The organism is Desulfonatronum thiosulfatophilum (assembly GCF_900104215.1).
GTDB classification, from domain to species: Bacteria; Desulfobacterota; Desulfovibrionia; order Desulfovibrionales; family Desulfonatronaceae; genus Desulfonatronum; species Desulfonatronum thiosulfatophilum.
Window position 1 is genome coordinate 1 of record NZ_FMXO01000002.1, and the last position, 16918, is coordinate 16918.

Annotated in this window: 16 protein-coding genes; 5 read left to right on the forward strand and 11 right to left on the reverse strand. The window is 59.9% G+C overall.

The annotated features are described in order from the left end of the window. On the forward strand, positions 1-214 hold a 214-nt coding region (locus tag BLP93_RS17140), incomplete at its 5' end, for a hypothetical protein (protein WP_208596549.1). Here BLP93_RS17140 and BLP93_RS17325 read toward each other — a convergent pair. The 5 genes from BLP93_RS17325 to BLP93_RS01565 all read right to left on the reverse strand — a co-directional run bounded on the left by BLP93_RS17325 (position 185) and on the right by BLP93_RS01565 (position 2702). Further along, positions 185-361, reverse strand: coding sequence for an ATP-binding protein (locus tag BLP93_RS17325; protein WP_482156185.1), 177 nt, complete (start codon positions 359-361; stop codon positions 185-187). The genes BLP93_RS17140 and BLP93_RS17325 overlap by 30 nt on opposite strands. Positions 362-986: 625 nt before the next feature. Next, a complete protein-coding gene (locus BLP93_RS01550) occupies positions 987-1256 on the reverse strand; it encodes a Txe/YoeB family addiction module toxin (RefSeq protein ID WP_092116543.1) in 270 nt (89 codons plus the stop codon). Next, a complete protein-coding gene (locus BLP93_RS01555) occupies positions 1246-1524 on the reverse strand; it encodes a type II toxin-antitoxin system Phd/YefM family antitoxin (protein ID WP_092116545.1) in 279 nt (92 codons plus the stop codon). Before BLP93_RS01555 ends, BLP93_RS01550 begins: the two co-directional genes overlap by 11 nt. Positions 1525-1658: 134 nt before the next feature. Further along, positions 1659-2129, reverse strand: coding sequence for a YbhB/YbcL family Raf kinase inhibitor-like protein (locus BLP93_RS01560; RefSeq protein WP_092116547.1), 471 nt, complete (start codon positions 2127-2129; stop codon positions 1659-1661). Positions 2130-2339: 210 nt separating this feature from the next. Further along, positions 2340-2702 (reverse strand): diacylglycerol kinase, encoded by a 363-nt coding sequence (locus BLP93_RS01565; protein ID WP_092116548.1) that lies wholly within the window; start codon positions 2700-2702, stop codon positions 2340-2342. A gap of 443 nt (positions 2703-3145) precedes the next feature. Between BLP93_RS01565 and BLP93_RS01570 the strand changes: the two genes are divergently transcribed. Further along, positions 3146-4171 (forward strand): DUF933 domain-containing protein, encoded by a 1026-nt coding sequence (locus BLP93_RS01570; RefSeq protein WP_092116550.1) that lies wholly within the window; start codon positions 3146-3148, stop codon positions 4169-4171. 18 nt (positions 4172-4189) lie between these two features. Further along, the gene (locus tag BLP93_RS01575) at positions 4190-4966 is read left to right on the forward strand and encodes an RNA methyltransferase (RefSeq protein WP_092116552.1); all 777 of its coding nucleotides are present in this window, start codon (positions 4190-4192) and stop codon (positions 4964-4966) included. 73 nt (positions 4967-5039) lie between these two features. Here BLP93_RS01575 and BLP93_RS01580 read toward each other — a convergent pair whose 3' ends face one another. The 6 genes from BLP93_RS01580 to BLP93_RS01605 form a co-directional block, all read right to left on the reverse strand. Then, complete coding sequence (locus BLP93_RS01580) at positions 5040-5540, reverse strand: C40 family peptidase (RefSeq protein WP_092116554.1); 501 nt, start codon at positions 5538-5540, stop codon at positions 5040-5042. 25 nt (positions 5541-5565) lie between these two features. After that, a complete protein-coding gene (locus tag BLP93_RS01585; RefSeq protein ID WP_092116556.1) occupies positions 5566-7968 on the reverse strand; it encodes an EAL domain-containing protein in 2403 nt (800 codons plus the stop codon). A gap of 344 nt (positions 7969-8312) precedes the next feature. Beyond that, the gene (gene amrA / locus BLP93_RS01590; protein WP_092116558.1) at positions 8313-8855 is read right to left on the reverse strand and encodes an AmmeMemoRadiSam system protein A; all 543 of its coding nucleotides are present in this window, start codon (positions 8853-8855) and stop codon (positions 8313-8315) included. Between the two features lie 277 nt (positions 8856-9132). Next, positions 9133-9813: a phosphoribosylglycinamide formyltransferase gene (gene purN / locus BLP93_RS01595; protein ID WP_092116560.1), complete on the reverse strand. Its 681-nt coding sequence runs from the start codon at positions 9811-9813 to the stop codon at positions 9133-9135. Beyond that, entirely contained in the window at positions 9810-11357 is a 1548-nt protein-coding gene (gene cobA, locus BLP93_RS01600) for a uroporphyrinogen-III C-methyltransferase (protein ID WP_092116562.1), read from the reverse strand. Before cobA ends, purN begins: the two co-directional genes overlap by 4 nt. A gap of 75 nt (positions 11358-11432) precedes the next feature. Next, the gene (locus BLP93_RS01605; RefSeq protein ID WP_092116564.1) at positions 11433-14102 is read right to left on the reverse strand and encodes a valine--tRNA ligase; all 2670 of its coding nucleotides are present in this window, start codon (positions 14100-14102) and stop codon (positions 11433-11435) included. A gap of 362 nt (positions 14103-14464) precedes the next feature. On the opposite strand from BLP93_RS01605, the gene BLP93_RS01610 reads away from it, so the two are divergent. Together BLP93_RS01610 and era are read left to right on the forward strand one after the other, a co-directional pair. Next, complete coding sequence (locus BLP93_RS01610; protein ID WP_139162883.1) at positions 14465-15757, forward strand: biotin--protein ligase; 1293 nt, start codon at positions 14465-14467, stop codon at positions 15755-15757. Between the two features lie 59 nt (positions 15758-15816). Beyond that, positions 15817-16800 carry a GTPase Era gene (gene era, locus BLP93_RS01615; RefSeq protein WP_092116568.1) on the forward strand — a complete coding sequence of 328 codons (984 nt, stop codon included), beginning with the start codon at positions 15817-15819 and terminating at the stop codon, positions 16798-16800. Positions 16801-16918 lie beyond the last annotated feature (118 nt).

The following is a 16918-nucleotide window of genomic DNA, read 5'->3' on the forward strand; positions in this document are numbered from 1 at the left end:
CCGGTCGCCCCCCGCGCGGGGGCGTGGATTGAAACGTCCCTCACGTCCTACGTCACACATGTGCATCCCGTCGCCCCCCCCGCGGGGGCGTGGATTGAAACTGGAATCGGACTGCCGGGCCGGGTCAAAAGCCGGAGTCGCCCCCCGTGTCAAGCGACATCAGAAACTGACCCCTTGGCGACAGTTAGAATTGACCCCCCTGGGTTTGGGTTGATGGTGCCGCAGTCATCACCGTTTTCATGCCGAAACGTCGTTTCTCTCGCAGCCGATAGCTCTCACCGCGGATGGTAACCACATGGCTGTGGTGCAGCACCCGGCCGAGTATGGCTGTCGTCCCCCGCGCGGTGCTAAAGCGTCGCAAATTTAAAAAAGGGTTATCATGAGTTGTACGATAAAATCGTACAACTGAAACTTACGGCTGATAATGGCAAGTCATACGCCACGGACTGCACAGACACCGATGCCATGTTCCGCATCATACAAACCATTTCCTCGCCCAAGGCCGAACCGTTCAATCGTTGACTGGCCGAGGTCCGGATGTCAGTGGATGCGGGAGATCGAGGATCTGGAGTCGGCCACCGAGCGGACAAAGGTTTTTCCCCGTCCGAAAGTTTTTTCCAAAAACCTGGATCCGAAAAGTAGATACGCGGCATTACTGTGCGGGCGGCATTTCCGCCCCGGCTCATTGAAAAGGACGCCGCCGACTTCCTGCGCGAGATGCGGGCTGCGACGGATCATCCTCTGAGGAGACGTTATTAATCGGGGAAGCGCTGGAGCAGGACTGCCGGGGAACGCTGGAAACAGGTGCATTGACGCAGTTCAGAAGGTGTGGGTCGCCGGAGATAACTTCCGTCTCGAAGGACGACATTGAAAGCGTCGACCGGGGGGAGATCGTTCATGATGACCTTGGGGATCGTGATCTGGTTTTCGAGGTCAATTTGGCGAGCATGTCAGCCTCCTATCGGAGTTGTTTGCGAGGCAAGAAATCAATAATGATATCTGGCCTGGAGAAAATCGATCCGTTCATCCCGGACCAGATAAACGAGGCGATGCTCCTGGGTGATACGCCTGGACCAGAGGCTGGGGGCGAAGTGTTTGAGGGGTTCGGGTTTTCCGATGCCTTGGAACGGATCGCGGAGGATCGCTTCCACGAGATCCAGGACGCGCAGGGCGGTCTTGCGCTCCGTTTTGACCCAGTGGCGCAGGTCTTCTCGAAATTCCGGCTGAAAAACCGCGATTCTCGGCCTACTCCGCAATGCCGACCTCAGCTTTCAGCTTTTGGAGCGTGCCGGCCTCGCCTTCGCCCTCAAGGGCACGGTTCAAGGCCGTGAACAGGCGCTTGGCATTCTTCGGCGAGCGCAAAAGATGGGCCGTCTCCATCAAGCTCGACAATTCATCAGCGGCAATCATGGCCACATTTTTCTCGTTGCGGCGGCTGATGATCACGACTTCCCTGTCATCCACCACAGTGTCGCAAAGGGCGCTGAAATTGGCTCTGGCGTTACTATATGTAGTTTGAAGCATTGAATGACCTCCTGATCTTATTGTACAATCAACTTGTACAACTCAAGCAGGATTCCGTCAACGAAAACCAAAATAAGCGATGTCTGTTTTACCCCTGATCCCCAAGCGCATCCTCCCGGATTCAATTCCATTTCTTACCGACGTTCATAAACCCCGACCAATTCCGCACTGCCCAGGACGTGTCCTTTCATTGCCTCCTCCAGGTCTGCTTTTTGCGGTTGGTTCAGGTCCGGCAGGACAATGTCCAGCGCGTAGAGTTTATGAAAGTAGCGGTGGCTGCCCACTGGCGGGCAAGGGCCGCCGTAACCCGTTCTTTTCCAGTCGTTGAGCCCGGAAAGCGTTCCCTGGGGCAGGTCCGTTTCTCGCATGCCTTCGGGCAGCGACCTCGTGGGCGCCGGCAGGTTGTACAGAACCCAATGAACCCAGGTCATCCGAGGATTGAGCGGGTCCGGTGCATCCGGATCATCGACGATCAGCACGAAGCTTTTGACGCCTTCCGGAGCGCCGCTCCAGGACAGCTCCGGAGAAAGATCCTCGCCGTCGCAGGTGTGTTTGACGGGAATTTCGCTCATGTCCGTGAAGCTCGGAGATTTCAGCTGCAACATGGGAACACCTCCATTTGTCGTGGCCGGATTTGGTTAGGTCTACCCTCAAGACCGTTCCTTGTGACGTTCATATAAAACCGCTACCGAGGGATACAAGGAAAAAAGCTCCGACTCCTCCGCTCCCCGGCTTTTGGCCCGATGTCTCCGGGGTGACGTCTTGGAAATCTCCATAATTTTTTCAATTTGACGAGCACTACTCAAGGTCGCGCATCACCCCAAAAGAATCATCCCCCAGACGAACGGAACGAGGAGCAGGGTCAGCAGGACGGCGGCGGAGCTGATGTCCTTGGCCATTCCGGACAGGGCGTGATGCTCCAGTCCGATCCTGTCCACCACGGTCTCCACGGCGCTGTTCAGCAATTCAACGACCATGACCAGAACAACGCTGCCAATAAGCAGGATCCGCTCCACGGCGTGTTCACTCCACCAGAAGGCCAGGGGGATTAATATCAGTGCCGCGAGCACTTCCAGTCGGAACGCTTCCTGGTTCTTCCACGCAAAGCGCAGTCCCTGCACGGAACAAACCGCGGCCCGCACCAGGCGGGGGATTCCCCGCAATCCTCGTTTCTCCATTTGATAACCCTCTTTTTTACCTGAATGCCCTGAATACGGATGTGTTGCGGACGGAACGTGAGTGTTGCACGAACTACCGACATATACCGCTGAACAAGCTCCTCTTAATGCCTTACCCGGTCCGTTCACAATAAGCTGACAAACATTACAATTTCGCTTCATGAGGAGTACCGCTCTTGCGGGGGATTGGAAACATCGCCGTCAGGAGTGAAGCTTTTAGCCTCCGCGTCCTTCTCAGCGGAAGACAAATCCCTTCTTGGCGTCCTTCGTGCCTTGAGCGACGAACGGGAGCGGGCGGTTCACATTCTCATCCTTGCGCTTTCGCAGCATCCCGCCATGATGTGAAGGATCAACATCACCCTCCTCAACCGGAGCCCGGTCTTTGACAATCCCTGCCGTTGGCTCTAATCCGCATCTGCATCGCAAACATTACGGAGTTGATCATGAAAACAGCATTGATTGGTTTTGCCGGAGCGGGCAAGAGCGAATTGTTCGCGGCACTGGCCGGTACGACGGCATCTCAGGCCGGCCGGGCCATGGTCAAGGTGCCGGAACCGCGACTGGTCCCCCTGGCCGAACTGTACAAACCGCCAAAGATAACCTTCACGGAAATTGAACTCCTGGACCTGCCTGGGGCGGCCGGGGCCAAGGGCGGCGGTCTGGGCGACCGGGTTCTGAACGAGGTTCGGCCCTATGACTGCCTGCTGGCCCTGCTGGACGGGTTTTCCGGCGGAGCCGTGGCCGCGGAACAGCTAGAGGCCATGGAAACGGACTTCATCATCGCGGACATGGCCGTGGTGGAGAAGCGCCTGGAGCGTATCGCCCAGGACAAGAAAAAGGCCAAGCATCTCCACGACCCGGAAGAGGAAACAGCCCTGCTCCAGGCCAAGGAGCATCTGGACCGGCAACTGCCCTTGCGCGAGAACGAGGCCCTGCTGGCCCTGCCGAAACTGCGGGGATTCCGGTTTCTCTCGGCCAAGCCCGTGCTCTGGGCCTGGAACGTGAGCGAGGACAAGCTGGCGGAGTTCAGCCTGCCCGAAACGGCCAAAAGCCAGGACAAGGGCGTGGTGCACATTGCCGTTTCCGCTCGCCTGGAGCGGGAATTGTCCGAGTTGCAGGATCAGGAGGAGCGCCAGGCCTTCATGAGCGACCTGGGCATGGAGCGGTCCGCCCTGGATCTGGTGGTCGGCGGCGTCTACAAGCTGCTGGGGTTGATCACCTTCCTCACGGCCGGGGAGAAGGAAGTCCGGGCCTGGCCCCTGCGTGCCGGACAGCCGGCCCAGGAAGCCGCCGGAGTGATCCACTCGGACATCCAACGCGGTTTCATCCGGGCCGAGGTCTTGGGCTGGGAGGATTTCCTGGCCTGCAAGAACTTCAAGACCGCCAAGGAGCGCGGCCTGCTGCGGCTGGAGGGCAAGGAATACATCGTCAAGGACGGCGACATCGTGGAATTCCGGTTCAATGTATAAGCGCCGTTTCATCCCGTCATGACCTCGGCCGAAGATCCCGCTGTTGCGCTTCTGGAGCGACTGGCCGTGGTCCTGTTTCGGCCCAAGCATCCGGAAAACGTCGGCGCCGTGGGTCGGGCCTGCCTGAACATGGGCTGCAAGCGGATCATCCTGGTGGACCCGCGCAACTACGACCATGAGCGGGCCCTGCCCCTGGCCACGGTGCATGCCGAACACCTTCTGGAGCAGGCCGTGACGGTCCCGGATCTCCCCCGGGCACTGGGCCCCTTCACCCAGGTCTACGGGACCACGGCCCGTCTGGGCGGCCGGCGCAAGACGCTGCTTACACCGGCCCAGGCCGCCGGACAAATCGTCGAACAGCTTCTGGAAGGCCACGACGTGGCCCTGGTCTTCGGCCCGGAAGACCGGGGTCTGACCAACGCGGAAATCGAGGCCTGCGGGCATCTGATTTCCATCCCCACCGCCCGCTCCAGCGTCTCCCTGAACCTGGCCCAGGCGGTTCTGGTGGTGCTCTATGAATGCCTGCAGGCCGCCAGGGGCCACAGGAAAGACACGCCGGTGAAACCCCGCTCCGACCATGTGACCCATGCGGAGCAGGAAGCGCTGTTCGCCATGCTGCAACGGCTGCTCACGGCAATCGACTTCATCCCGCAAGACAACCCGGACTACTGGATGCTCCGCCTGCGCCGCTTCTGGCACCGCATGGGCCTGCACCGGGACGAGTACAACGTCTTGATGGGGATCTGCCGCCAGATGAGCTGGGCGTTGAGGAAAAAAGAGGATGGGGATTGCTGATCGGCCTTGTTCCGCGATTCGTTGTGAAAGGAACCGCGTCTCCAGCCGAAGTCCACAGCTTTCCCGCGGGCGGCTATTGCCCGGAAGCCTGAATGACCGGGATGATTCTGCGGGCGCCGATCAGCCGTTGCTGCCAGTAGGTGACGAAGAGGCTCTCCTCACGCACCCAGCTGCCCGGCTTGGGGCTATGGATAAAGGTGCCGCGCCCGGTGGCGATGCCCACATGATAGGAATTTCGCCTGCCGATGCGAAAGAAAACCAGATCCGCGGCCTGAAGCTGGTTCAGTGGAATGGCCGATCCCTGCTCCAGTTGTTCCCGGGTGGTCCGGGGCAACAGAAAACCGTTCTGCCCATAAACCCAGGTCACGAGTCCGGAGCAGTCGAATCCCGCTTCCGGCGTGCTCCCCCCCCAGACATACGCACGTCCGGACTGGCTCTGGGCGGCCTGGATGATGGACTCGGCAATGCTGCCGGGAATGGCGGGACGCGGCGGGGCATGCTTGGCGGCGCATCCAGCCAGGATCAGAAGGGAAACCATGAACAGGCCAAGTATTGCGGCTTTGGATGCCGGCATGTACCCCCCTTGGTCGTGTTTTAAATCAGGTTTCGGAACGCAAATCTTCCGTGCAATAGTCTGAGGACCGGCGCCCGTTGCTCTTCCTCCGGTCCGGGAGTCTTCCCCGCCTGTCGCCGGAGAGTCCCCTGCGTTCCTCCATTTCTCCGAACATATTGAACCCCTGAAGCTGGTCCAGGGGCATCGGCTTGGCAAAATAAAAACCCTGAGCGTATTCGCATTTGAGCGCGGTCAGCGCCTCCAGTTCTTCCTTGGTTTCCACGCCTTCGGCGATAACCAGCATCTTCATGGCTTGGGCCAGGGTAACGATGGTCCGGACGATTTCCAGATTCTCTCCTCCCAGATGCATTCGGCTCACGAAAGAGCGATCAATCTTGAGAATGTCCGCGGAAAAACGGTTCAGGTAGGACAGGGATGAATAGCCGGTCCCGAAGTCGTCGATGGAAATCTTGATGCCCAGCTTCTTCAAGCGATCCAGGATGCGCACGGCCGCCTCGGCATTCTCCATGATGACGCTTTCCGTGATCTCCAGTTTCAGACATTGCGGCGGGAATCCCGTACACTCGATAATGGCCTCCACCTGTTCGTACAAATCCGCCTGAGCGAACTGCTTTGCCGAGAGGTTGACGCTGACCATCATTGGTTCTGAAAAGCCCATATCCTCGGCAAACCGCAGCATGTCCAGGCAAGCCCGCTCAAGCACCCAGCGGCCGATGGGCAGAATCAGGCCGGTTTCTTCGGCCAAGGGGATGAACTCCCCGGGGCTGACCATCCCCTGTGCGGGATGAAACCAGCGAATGAGCGCCTCCACCCCCGCGGCACGTCCGGAAGCCAGGCAAATGATGGGTTGGTAAAACAGCACGAATTCATTTCGCTGCAGGGCCAAACGCAGATCCATGAACATCTGCATGGTCTGCCTGGCTTTTTGATGCATCAGGCAGTTGAATACTTCGAACCTGCCCCGTCCCTTGTGCTTGGCCTGATGCAGGGCAATGTCCGCATCTCGGAGCACATCCTCGGCCCGCTCGTATCCCGTATTGGAGATCACCACTCCGGCGGATGCCGATGTCTGGATTTCATGGCCGTCCAGTTTGTGCGGCTGCTTGAGGGCGTCCAGAATATTTTCCGCAAGGAAGAGGGGAGCCACCGGTTCGCCCAGATCTTTCATCAGCACGGCAAAGCCGTCGCCTCCGAGATGCAGGACTTCCTCCTCCGCTTTGCGGCCGACAAGCATGCGCTGAGCGCTGGAAAGAATGAGCTTGTCCCCCAGATCGTAGCCCAAACTTTCATTGTACCGGTTGAAGCGGTCCAGATTGGCCAGGATCAGGGAAAACTTGTAATCAGGAACACTGCGCAGCTTTTGGATTTCCTTGCTCAACCGATCCAGCAGAGCCGTGCGGTTTGGCAGGTTGGTCAGCGGCTCGTGGTACACATGATGGAACATGCGCTGCTCTGTCCACTTATACAGAATGACCTGTGCCAGCGTCCTGCCCACTGCTCTCATGAAGATCAGATCCTGCTGCGATAATGAGCGATCCTTGTCCGTGTAGAGATTCATCAGGGCCACGGTCGCATCTTTGGAGCGGATCGGCACGCAGATGTGGCTGTGCGGGTCAGGTATGAGATTCGGCGGGACCTTGTGGGCCGGCGCGTCATCCGGAACAACGATGATTTCCTGTTCCTCGATGGCCTTTCCGCATGCATATTCCCCAGGCGTAAACGAAGAGAAACGGTCCAGCACGGCCTGCGGAAGATTGATCTGTGCCGCCATTCGGTATCGAGTACCGTCCTCTTCCTGGAGAAAAATGCATCCTCTGTTCTGCAGGGCCAGCCATGACGTGCCCAGAATGCTTTCCAGGCATTGCTGGAGCAAATTTTCCAGGGGCAGTTCCTGCAGGGAAAGCTGCAGAAGCTGATTCAACGCCGTTTGCATGTCGTAATTACGCTGCAGTTCCTGCTCCGCCAGCTTCAGCTTGTTGGTCCGCTCGTTGACCATGTCTTCCAAATTCTCGGAATAAAGCCGCAGTTGTTTCTCCTGGTTGCGCAGGGTCAGATGGGTGTGCACCCTGGCCAACAGCTCCCTGGCGTCGAAGGGCTTGCTGACGTAATCGACTCCTCCGGCTTCGAAACCCTTGGTTTTGATTTCGCTGTCAGTGAGGGCGGAGAGAAATATGACAGGTATGTTCCGGGATTCTTCCTTGTTTTTGAGAGCCTGGCATGTTTCGAAACCATCCATCTCGGGCATGATAATGTCTAAAAGGATCAGGTCCGGCTTCTCCCTTTGAGCCAGTTCCAGACACTCCTGACCGGAAGACGCGGAGATGGTCCGCAATTCGTGCTTTTTAAGATTGGATTCCAGAATGAGCCTGTTCACGGATTCGTCGTCAACCACGAGAATCAAAGGCGCTGCTGCTTTATCTACCTGCATTGAAAATGCTCCGGGCGTTGGATCAGGATGAGAAATGAAGAAATGCCACCCTGATCAGCACTCGTAGTCAGAGGATTTTCATGCACCACATCATTGGCTCCACTGTATTGAACGCCGTTTTTGGATGCATGGGATCAACAAACATGGTTTGATTTCGAGTTGCCAAAAAAAACGTTAGAAAAACATAGCCTTGGTGGACTTGCTGTAAGATTCAAATCCCTATCAGCAGAAAGCAGAAAAATGCAAGCAAGAAAGTTCACTACGGCAAAACCGCACCATGCTTCGACAAGACATATCGCTGCACGGCGTCCCGTTGGCAGGAGCAGATGCATTGATCACGGCGCCTAGAAGATCACTGCCTCGAAACAGAAGATCTCAACATCGGCTTTACGCCAGCAATCCGCCCCCATTCCGGCCTTGCGGCACGTCTGGGAGAGGAAGGTTTCCCGATTCCAGCCATATTCGACCGCCACCTGCGGAAGCAGCAAACCGGAATGCAGACCGCTGCGCACCAGCAGACCGTGCCGCCCAGGGACGATCTCATCCGGAATGCAAGGTCGCAGGGGGCTGAGAATGGATATGCCCACCTCGATTTCGGCCACCTCCTCCCGGGTCAAAGGAGGGAAGCGTGGATCCTGAAAGGCCGCGGACTGGGCCATTTGAGTAATGGCTTCGGTGATGGGCCGGTCACCAACAATATGCCCGATGCATCCCCGCAATTGACCTTGCTTTTTCAACGTCACGAACACGCCATACGGCTGTTTCAACCTCTCGGAGACGTTTTTCGGCAGGATCACGTTCGCATCAAAGCATTGAAGAATGCTCAGCCGAGCCAGTTCCTGCAAATAGTCCTTCTCCACGGTGGTGAGTTCGAAATGAAAACTCATCGTCTCCTCCTTGAGTCGGATCAGCTAACCCGGCATCATGAAACGGCGTACTCATCGGTGGACGGATGAATTTCCAGAATGCATGCCAGAATCACATGAAACATAAAATATAAGTTCCGTGGGAATACGGGCAAGCAAAAGAGGGAATTTTGATCCGGAAAGGTGAACCATGTCTCAATCGTGCAATGAGATGCGCCGCTTCACTGGAGTCAGGTTATGTCTCCATTTACAGGCAATCGTCACCGAACTTTGAAACGGCTGAGCACTCTTCCCGTTCTCAAAACCCCTCTTCCAATGGGGGATGCACCAGGCAAGGCGGCAGGGAATCCAGGGCCGCCGGAGGATGGCCGTTCGGCCGGACCACGACCTGCCGACCCTGGACTTCCAGCCGACCCTGGGCCAGCCACTGGACGGCCTGGGGATAGATGCGGTGCTCCAGGCGCAGGATGCGCTGGCCCAGAGTTTCCCCGGTGTCCTCCGCCAGGGCCGGAACAGCGGCCTGGATGATGACCGGACCGTGATCCACTTTTTCATCCACGAAATGGACCGTGCATCCGGCCAGGCGAACCCCGTAGGCAGCTCCCTGTTCCTGGGCGTGCAGGCCGGGAAACGAAGGCAGCAGGGCGGGATGAATGTTCAGTACGCGCCAGGGAAAGGCGGCCAGCAGATCCGGCCCCACAAGGCGCATGAATCCGGCCAGAGCCACGGCCCGGACTCCGGCGTCCTGAAGCGCCCGGGTCAGGGCCAAGTCGTATTCCCGGCGGTCCGGATAGTCCTGGTGGGGCAGGACCCGGGTCGGGATGCCGTGACGTTTGGCCCGGTCCAGTCCTTTGGCCGTGGGATTGTTGGAGATGACCGTCCGGATGGTCGCATCCAGCACGCCGGCTTCCATGCGGTCGATCAGGGACTGCAGGTTGGATCCGCCCCCGGATATCAGTACGCCCAGGGGCAGCGTCATGACGCCACGGCCTCTCGGCCCTGGTCCTTTTGCGCATGGGCATGGTTGAGAATCGCCGCGACCATGGCTGGAATGGTGTAATCCTCGGGCTGGATGTCTCCCTGAAAGCCGTGGCTTTGCAGGGTCCGTTCCGTGACCGGGCCGATGCAGACCAGTTGCACCGCGGAACGGTGTTTTTGGAGCAGTTGGGCGTCGATGGCCGCGAAGAAGTTGGTCACCGTGGAAGAACTGGTAAAGGTGATGTAGTGGATTTCCCCGCTTTCCAGCGCGGCCGCGATGTCCTCGGCGCCCTTGGTCACGGGCAGGGTCCGGTACACGGGCAGCACGTCCACCTGGGCCCCGGCGCGCTGCAGTTCCTCGGGCAGGACCTCCCGGGCTTCCTGGGCTCGGGGGATGAGCACCCGTTTCCCGGCAATATCCCTGGCCAGAAGCCCCTGGACAATGTCCTCGGCAATGTACTTTTCCGGAACAAAATCGGCCTTGATTCCGCGACTGGCAAGCCCCTGGGCCGTGGCCGGACCGATGGCCGCCACCCTGACCCCGGCAAAGGCCCGGGCGTCCAACCCATGGTCTTCCAGCACATCCCAGAAGGTCCGCACCCCGTTGACCGAGGTGAAGACCACCCAGTCGTACTGGTTCAGCCGGGATGCCGCATCCTTGATCGGCGCGGCGTCCTCCATGGGTTCCACCGCAATGGTCGGAAATTCATGGCAGCACGCGCCCTGACTTTCCAGATTGGCCACCACTTCGCTGGCCTGCTCCCGGGAGCGGGTGACCACCACACCGCGGCCCAGCAACGGCCGGACCTCGAACCAGTTCAGCTTGTCGTGCAGGGAAACCACCTCGCCCACCACGAGCAGCGACGGCGGCTTGAACCCGCGTTCCTTGGCCTCCCGGGCGATGTTCTCCAGGGTGGAAATCAGGGACTGCTGGCGGCAGGTGGTGCCCCAGCGGACCAGGGCGGCCGGTGTCGTGCCGGGCCGTCCGGCCTTGATCAGGTTGGCCGCGATATCCGGGAGATTCTTCACGCCCATGAAAAAGACCAGGGTGCTCGTGCCCCGGGCCAGGGCTTCCCAGTCGTGGGCGCTCTCGGCCTTGGTGGGGTCTTCGTGGCCGGTGATGAAGGAGACTGAAGAGGCAAATCGGCGATGGGTCAGAGGGATGCCGGCATAGGCCGGAGCGGCCACGGCCGAAGTCACGCCGGGCACGACCTCGAAATCAATCCCGTGCTCCAGCAGTTCCTCGGCCTCTTCCGCACCCCGGCCGAAAACATACGGATCGCCGCCCTTGAGCCGAGCCACCACCTTGCCGGCCTTGGCCCGCTCCACCAGCAGATCGTTGATCTGATCCTGAGGCAGGGTATGATCCCCGCCCTTCTTGCCCACGTAGAGGATCTCCGCGTCCGGACGGCACCAGTCCAAAAATCGCGGATTGGCCAGATAATCGTAGACCACCGTGTCCGCGGTTTCCAGCAGGCGCTTGGCCTTGAGAGTGATCAGTTCCGGATCGCCGGGACCGGCGCCGAGCAGATAGACTTTAGGCATTTGTTCTCCTGATTTATTATTTAATCGCACTCCATCACCCGCACCGTGAACTCCGCGGCGCCATCGGCGGCGAACCTACTCCATCAAGCTCTGCAGCCGCGTGCGCAGTCCGAGCAACTTGGATTGCTTTTCCGATAAATCCCTGGCCTTGGCGCGTTCCTTTTCCACCACCTCGGCCGGGGCCTTGGCCATGAAATCCTCGTTGGCCACCTTGCGGCTGACGATGTCCAGATCCTTGGCGGTCTTGGCCAGCTCTTTTTCCAGCCGGGCCAGCTCGGTCTGAAAATCCACGGCCCCGGCCAAGGGCACGAAAACTTCCAGTCCCTGGACCACGGCGCTGGCGGAAGCCTTGGGCGGGGTGAGTTCCGTCCCGACCTGGAAATTATCCAGCCGCGCCAGGTGAATGATCGTGTCCTGGTTGGTCTCCAGCGTGCGCAGGACGGCCTCCTCCGCTCCCCGGACCAGAACGGTCAGCTTCAGGGATGGCCCGATGCTCAGCTCGGACCGGATATTGCGCACGCTGACCACGATTTCCTGGATCAGGGCCATATCCCGCAGGACCTGCTCGTCCTCATGTTCCGGACGAAGCACGGGGTAGGCCGCAGCCGCCAGATTGGGCTCTTTCATGCCCGGCAGACAGCTCCAGATCTCTTGTGTGACGAAGGGCATGATCGGATGCAGCAGGGTCAGCACCTCGGACAGAACGGTATGCAGACAGGCTTGCGCGCTTTCCCGATTCTTGTCTTCTTCCGCGGAAAGATCCGGCTTGATCATTTCCAGATACCAGTCGCAGAGCTCATGCCAGACGAACTGGTACAGCCCCATGGCCGCGTCGTTGAACCGATACTCGGTGATGGCCGCGGCCACATCCCGCTTGTTCTGCTCCAGGCGGGTCAGAATCCAGCGGTGACGCACATCCAGGTCCGCCGGAGCGGGCAATGTCGGAAGCGGCGTAGCGGATTCCGCCGGAGGCAGGTTGATCAGGGCGAAACGAGCCGCGTTCCAGAGCTTGTTCACGAAAAACCGGTATCCCTGGATCCGCTCTTCCGAAAGCTTGATGTCCCGGCCCATGGCCGCCATGGCCGTCAGGGTCAGGCGCAGGGCGTCCGTGCCGTACTGATCGACCATGGTCAGCGGATCGATCACGTTGCCCTTGGACTTGCTCATCTTCTGCCCCTCGCTGTCCCGGACCAGGGCATGGATGTAGACGTGGCGGAAGGGCACGTCCTCCCGGAAATGCAGGCCCATCATCATCATTCGGGCGACCCAGAAAAAGAGGATGTCGAACCCCGTGACCAGCACCGAGGTGGGATAGTAGCTGCGCAGTTCCGGCGTCTCGTCGGGCCATCCCAATGTGGAAAACGGCCAGAGCGCTGAGGAGAACCAGGTGTCCAGGACGTCGCTTTCCTGGACCAGCTTCCCGGAGCATTTGGTGCAGCTTTGGGGGTCCTCACGAGCCACGATCATTTCGCCGCAGGCCTGGCAGGTCCAGGCCGGGATGCGATGGCCCCACCAGATCTGCCGGGAAATGCACCAGTCCCGAATGTTGTCCAGCCAGTCGAAATAGGTCCGCTCCCATTGGCGGGGCAGAATTTCGGTCCGTCCATCCTCCACGGCTTTGCGGGCCTTGGCCGCCAGCGGCTGGACGGCCACGAACCACTGCTTGGAGACAGAGGGCTCGATCACGGCCCGGCACCGGTAGCAATGGCCGACGCTGTGCGGATGATCCTCCACGCGGACCAGAAAACCCTTATCCTGCAAGTCCTGAACGATACGCTGGCGGCACTCCATCCGGTCCAGCCCGGCATACTCCGACCCCGCATCGGCGCTCATCCGGCCCTGATCGTCGATGACCTTGATCACGTCCAGGCTGTGCCGCCGCCCCAGCTCGAAATCGTTCATGTCGTGGGCCGGAGTGACCTTCAGGCATCCCGTGCCGAATTCACGGTCCACGTAACTGTCGGCGATGATCGGCAGCTTGCGGCCCACCAAAGGCAAAATGACTTCCTTGCCCACCAGGTGAGAAAATCGCTCGTCCTCGGGATGCACGGCCACGGCCGTATCCCCGAGCATGGTCTCGGGGCGGGTGGTCATCACCGTAAGATCGCCGGAACCGTCGGCCAGGGGATAACGGATGGCGTGCAGCTTGCCTTCGGCCTGGGCGTGCTCCACCTCCAGATCCGCCAGGGCCGTCCGGCAGCGGGGGCACCAGTTGATGATGTAATCGCCTTTGTAGATCAGTCCTTCATCGTACAGCCGCACGAAAACTTCGCGCACCGCCCTGGACAAACCGTCGTCCATGGTGAAGCGCAGCCGCGACCAATCCACCGAGGCGCCCAGACGGCGCACCTGATTCAGGATCTTGCCGCCGTATTCTTCCTTCCAGGCCCAGACCCGCTCCACGAAGGCCTCCCGGCCCAGTTCCTCACGGCTCTTGCCCTGGGCGGCCAGGGACTTTTCCACCACGTTCTGCGTGGCGATCCCGGCATGGTCCGTCCCCGGCACCCAGAGCACGTCATGACCCTGCTGGCGATGGAAGCGGCACAGGATGTCCTGCAAGGTCAGGTTCAGGGCATGGCCCATGTGCAGGGATCCCGTGACGTTGGGCGGCGGGATGACCATGGAATACGCCGGCCGTTCAGCCTGCGCCGGCGCGGTAAAGACGCCCTGCTCTTCCCAATACTCGAGCCATTTGGCTTCCACGTCCCGGGGTTCATAGCCCTTGGGCAGTTTCGTGTCATTCATTATGCTTGTTCTCCTACGTTGGTAGTCATGCTCATCAACCTGCGACCGCGCTTTTCGGTGAAGCCGTTTTCGGGCATGACGATATTCCTGTATTGCAAAGAGAATTTGCTCTCATTTCTTCGCCTGGGAGCGCCGCACCCCAGTGCGGCACGTTGCGAGATTATCGCGTCACTTGGGATGTTGCGCGTCAATCCGGGCCGCACTGGGTGCGGCGCTCCGGGAGCGCATCCATACGATTTTCATTCGCATTTCGAATATGTATCCTCACGGGCGACAGCACAACGGCTTCACTATCCGCCGCGGTCGGCGGCAGGCGCCTGCTTGTCCCGGAAAGGCGGTCCTGTTACGTATGCGACATGGAAATGAAGACTCAATCACATTCGGACAGCGAACGGCAGGGTCCTGTCTATCTGTTGTGGGACGAGTCCCAGTTCTGGGGCATCCTGCTCTGGCGGTGCCTTGCCGCCTGGCATGTCCCGTTGCGGCTGGTGCGGGCCGCCGACATCGCGCGCGGTTTGCTGCGCGAATCCCCTCCGGCCGCGCTCTTCGTACCCGGAGGCTGGGCAAGACTCAAGGCCCATGCTCTGGGCCCCGAGGGCCGAAGAGCGGTCAACGAGTACCTGCATGCCGGCGGGACCTATCTCGGAATCTGCGGCGGCGCCGGATTGGCCCTGCCGGACAACGGCGGCCTGGCTCTGTGCCCGCTGTGTCGCAAGCCCGTGGATGACCGGCTGCCCAACTTCAGCGGCTATGTGACGGCAGCGCCCCTGCGTCCTCACGCCCTGGTCCCCGGGGACTGTCCCCCGCTGATCCATCTGCCCGTCTGGTGGCCCTCCCAGTTCACGGCCCCGCAAGGCCCCGGCGTGGAGATTCTGGCTTCCTACGTTCAGCCGGGACCGGACTTCTGGGTTTCGGATCTGCCCCTGGAGCAGATCGCCGTGGAAGAACGCGCCTCCTGCGAACAGCTCTACGGCATCAATCTCGATCCGGAACTGATCCGGGGAGAACCCTGCGTGGTTTCCGGCACGCTGGGACAGGGCCGGTATATCCTCACTTACGCGCATCTGGAAAGCCCTGCCTCGCCGATGGCGAATTCCTGGCTGGGCCATATTCTTTCTTTGCTTTCGGGGCAACCCTTTGGGCTCTCGAATTCCCTGACAGCTCCGGATTGGGACCTGGCGGGCACGAATGTCGTCTGGGATGAACCGGGCCTGACCGCTCTGGCCGAGGACCTGGAATCGATCATCCGGCTGGGCACGCGCCACTTCCTTCTCTTCTGGCGCTATCCCTGGCTCCTGGGCTGGCGGCGCGGCATCCCCGGGTTCGTGCTCACGACGCTCTATGCCCAGGTTCAGACCATCCGCTCCCTGAAACCCAACCCGCGGGCCCAGGCCTACTGGAACCAGGCTGCCGACGAGCTGCGGCACCAGATGCGCCTGTTCCGCAAAAAAATGGAATTTTATTTGGTTGGAGAGCGCCTGGCCATGCACACGTCCACCTACTCGCCTCAGCTCAATTCCCGGATCCGCCTCCACGAGCAGCGCAAGGAACTCATCGGCCGCTTCCCCGGCCACGGCGGCCTCTTCGGCAGCATGGCCGCATCGTTGGACGAACTGGTCTGGCTGGCGGCCGAACCGGCAGGACATGACAGCTGAAACTTCTTCCGTGAAGGCCGGTTTACGGAAGCCAAACCACAACCCGAAGAGACTTTACCATGACTGATCAAGACCACGATGCATCACCGGGATCATCCCAGACTGACGATTTTCATACCGGCTGGGCAGCCCTGCTGGGGCCGCCCAATTCCGGGAAGTCGACCCTGCTCAATACCGTGCTGGGCCAGAAAGTCAGCATTGTCAGCCCCAAGCCGCAAACCACCCGCAACCAGGTCACCGGGATTCTGACCCGGGACAATCTCCAGGTCGTCTTCCTGGACACGCCGGGGCTGCACCGTCTGCGGGGCAAGATGAACTCCTTTCTTCTCAAGGCCGCATGGCAGGCCCTATCCAGGGCGGACACCGCGGTGATCATCCTGGACGCGGCCCTGTACAACAAGCGCCCGCATCTCCTGCCGGAAGATCTGCAGCCTTTGCGTTCCTCCAAGGTCAGATTGCCGCAGCCCTTGCTGGTAGTGCTGAACAAGATCGACAAGGTCAAGGACCGCTCCAAACTGTTGCCCCTGATGGAGCAGATCGCCGGGATCTGGCCGGAAGCGGAAATTTTTCCCATTTCCGCTTCCACCGGCGAGAACGTGGAAACGCTGATCACCCGCATTGCCTCGGCCCTGCCTCCCGGACAGCCCCTCTTCCCCGAGGATCAGCTGTCCACGGTGCCCCTGCGCTTCATGGCCTCGGAGATCATCCGGGAAAAGCTGTTCCTGAACCTGCACGAGGAACTCCCCTACCACACCGCCGTGGACATCGAAAACTGGGACGAAGCAAGCCAGCCCGGCCTGACCAGGATTCACGCGGTGATCTTCGTGGAACGGGACAGTCACAAGGCCATGGTCATCGGCAAGCAGGGCCGCAACCTGAAGCAGATCGGCCAGAACGCCCGGCTGGAACTGGAGGAACTGTTGGAGGGGAAGGTCTATTTGGAGCTGTGGGTCAAGATCCGTTCCAAATGGAGCGAAGACGAACGCTTCCTGCTCTCCCTGGGCTTCGGCTCGGCTCCGGACATGGGGGATTGGCAGGGATGACGTCTCCAGCGAGGACTCCTGATGCATCAGGGAAGCCGCGCAGTCATTACTCGGCACATCCCCCATTTCAGGCAATGAAAAGGTCCGGCTTCTTTCGATTTTTCGGCATCGCTTGGAC

Coding starts and splice junctions, on each gene's coding strand:
- era (WP_092116568.1), top strand. CDS start 15,817: ATGACTGATCAAGACCACGATGCATCACCGGGATCATCCCAGACTGAC.
- BLP93_RS01610 (WP_139162883.1), top strand. CDS start 14,465: ATGAAGACTCAATCACATTCGGACAGCGAACGGCAGGGTCCTGTCTAT.
- BLP93_RS01555 (WP_092116545.1), bottom strand. CDS start 1,524: ATGCTTCAAACTACATATAGTAACGCCAGAGCCAATTTCAGCGCCCTT.
- purN (WP_092116560.1), bottom strand. CDS start 9,813: ATGACGCTGCCCCTGGGCGTACTGATATCCGGGGGCGGATCCAACCTG.
- BLP93_RS01605 (WP_092116564.1), bottom strand. CDS start 14,102: ATGAATGACACGAAACTGCCCAAGGGCTATGAACCCCGGGACGTGGAA.
- BLP93_RS01580 (WP_092116554.1), bottom strand. CDS start 5,540: ATGCCGGCATCCAAAGCCGCAATACTTGGCCTGTTCATGGTTTCCCTT.
- amrA (WP_092116558.1), bottom strand. CDS start 8,855: ATGAGTTTTCATTTCGAACTCACCACCGTGGAGAAGGACTATTTGCAG.
- BLP93_RS01585 (WP_092116556.1), bottom strand. CDS start 7,968: ATGCAGGTAGATAAAGCAGCAGCGCCTTTGATTCTCGTGGTTGACGAC.
- BLP93_RS01565 (WP_092116548.1), bottom strand. CDS start 2,702: ATGGAGAAACGAGGATTGCGGGGAATCCCCCGCCTGGTGCGGGCCGCG.
- cobA (WP_092116562.1), bottom strand. CDS start 11,357: ATGCCTAAAGTCTATCTGCTCGGCGCCGGTCCCGGCGATCCGGAACTG.
- BLP93_RS01560 (WP_092116547.1), bottom strand. CDS start 2,129: ATGTTGCAGCTGAAATCTCCGAGCTTCACGGACATGAGCGAAATTCCC.
- BLP93_RS01575 (WP_092116552.1), top strand. CDS start 4,190: ATGACCTCGGCCGAAGATCCCGCTGTTGCGCTTCTGGAGCGACTGGCC.
- BLP93_RS01570 (WP_092116550.1), top strand. CDS start 3,146: ATGAAAACAGCATTGATTGGTTTTGCCGGAGCGGGCAAGAGCGAATTG.